Consider the following 2,131-nt stretch of genomic DNA (forward strand, 5'->3'; position numbering starts at 1 on the left):
GTCGGAGGTTCAAGTCCTCCTCGACCCACCATTCCTTTCGGGGCCTTAGCTCAGCTGGGAGAGCGCCTGATTTGCATTCAGGAGGTCAGGAGTTCGATCCTCCTAGGCTCCACCATGAATTCTCTTGTTCCTGTCTGGTCGATATGACTAGAAGGGATCATGAAGATTTGTGCGATCACAATGGTTTACCGAGATTATTGGGCGATATCGCAATGGTACGCACATTACTCGAGGCACCTGAAGCCTGAACATCTCTACATCGTGGCCCACGGTCATGATGAGATGATTGGGAAGCTTTGCCCTGGGGCAAACGTGATCACGGTTCCAAGGGATGATCTTGCCGGGTTCGACCGGGTCCGCGGGCAATTGCTTAACGGACTGCAGGATGGGCTTGGCGCGCTGTTTGACTGGGTCATACGGACGGATGCAGATGAGCTAATCTGCATCGATCCTATGAAGTTTCCTTCCTTCGAAGCATTGTTCGAAGCGCATAAAAGAGCATCCGCTCTGTTTGCGCTTGGGATCAATCTTGCGGAAGTCGACGGTGACCGGGAATTAATTGCTGGTGATGATGTGCTGAAGCACAGATCGCATGCTGTCTTTTCCGGACATTACAGCAAGGCTTGGGCGGTACGGCGGGGCACCCACATGGCTCGACATGGAGTTGAGGTGCCTTCCGACAGGCTCGACAAAGCATCGCTTACCCTTCCAAAGGGCATTTACCTTGTTCACCTGAAATATGCATCGACCCAAGCATTGGCCGAAGCGAACGCACACCGGAAGCAGGTAGCATCCGGTTGCGAACGTGGATTGCCTGGCAAGCTCTGGCTTGAAGCGGATCAGGACGCGCAAAACTTCTACAGCAGACTGGCCACCTTGCCGGATGCGCCGTGGATGAAGGCGCGGCTCAAGGCGTACCGAGCGATTACTAGATCACCGGTCAGGGACGCAAAGCTGAAGGTTTTGCGGGCGAAATCGATAAAATTCGGTTTGCGTACGACATTGCCTGATTGGTTCAAAGAAAGCTGATGGATTAGATCAGCAAGAGCGCTACGGCGCTTTTGCTCGTCCAATCCGGACGAATTGACATCGTAAAGAGAGATACAAATCAACACTGTTTGATCACCTTAAGTAAGAGGATGATCTCAGTTTGGTGCCAAAGCCTTCGGGCCGCGGCGAGCATTTGCAAGGCTGTTTCCTCGGCCGACCGGATGTATGCCTGCTGAAAAGAACAGCGTTGTCCAAGTCAAGTACACTAACCGGCATGATCGAAAGATCATGCATGTCACCATCCGCACGGGTGGTGGCGGGAAAGTATGCTTTTGATACCGGAATAAGGACCGCATTTAGTTACCAGCTGTGCGGTCGCGCAAGACGCAAGTCTTGCTTTTTCTGGATCAAATCAAGCGCGAAAAGGGCGTTTGGTGAATGCCTTGGCAGTAAGAGGCGATGAAAGACGTGATACTCTGCGATAAGCCATGAGGAGCTGAGAATAAGCTTTGATCCATGGATTTCTGAATGGGGCAACCCACCTGATACTGTGTTATTGTTGCCGCTTCGGCGGCAGTCAATAATGCGGTAAAACAGGTATTTTTAACCTGAATACATAGGGTTAAAAAGGCAAACCCGGGGAACTGAAACATCTAAGTACCCGGAGGAAAGGAAATCAATATGATACTCCCCTAGTAGCGGCGAGCGAACGGGGACCAGCCGAGCCATGAGTGTGACTAGAATGCGTTGGAATGCGCAACCAGAGTGGGTGATAGTCCCGTATAGGAAGCATGATTGGACGTATTAAGTAGGGCGGAACACGTGAAATTCTGTCTGAAGATCGGAGGACCACCTTCGAAGGCTAAGTACTCCTTACTGACCGATAGTGAACCAGTACCGTGAGGGAAAGGTGAAAAGCACCCCGACGAGGGGAGTGAAACAGTACCTGAAACCGAACGCCTACAATCAGTTGGAGGGCCCTTGCGGCCTGACAGCGTACCTTTTGTATAATGGGTCATCGACTTGGTCTCACGAGCAAGCTTAAGCCGTTAGGTGTAGGCGCAGCGAAAGCGAGTCTTAATAGGGCGTTGAGTTCGTGGGATCAGACCCGAAACCGAGTGATCTAGGCATGACCAGGATG

At 51.8% G+C, this 2,131-nt stretch carries 1 protein-coding gene, 1 tRNA gene and 1 rRNA gene; all 3 read left to right on the forward strand.

What is annotated here, in order from left to right; translation table 11 throughout:
• The first annotated feature begins 39 nt into the window (after positions 1 to 39).
• Positions 40 to 115, forward strand: a tRNA-Ala gene (locus A3728_RS12035).
• Positions 116 to 159: 44 nt separating this feature from the next.
• Positions 160 to 1,029 carry a glycosyltransferase family 2 protein gene (locus A3728_RS12040; protein WP_067923909.1) on the forward strand — a complete coding sequence of 290 codons (870 nt, stop codon included), beginning with the start codon at positions 160 to 162 and terminating at the stop codon, positions 1,027 to 1,029.
• Between the two features lie 371 nt (positions 1,030 to 1,400).
• Positions 1,401 to 2,131 (forward strand): 23S ribosomal RNA (locus A3728_RS12045); the annotation flags it as partial.

It is taken from the genome of Sulfitobacter sp. HI0040 (assembly GCF_001634885.1).
Taxonomy (GTDB): domain Bacteria; phylum Pseudomonadota; class Alphaproteobacteria; order Rhodobacterales; family Rhodobacteraceae; genus Sulfitobacter.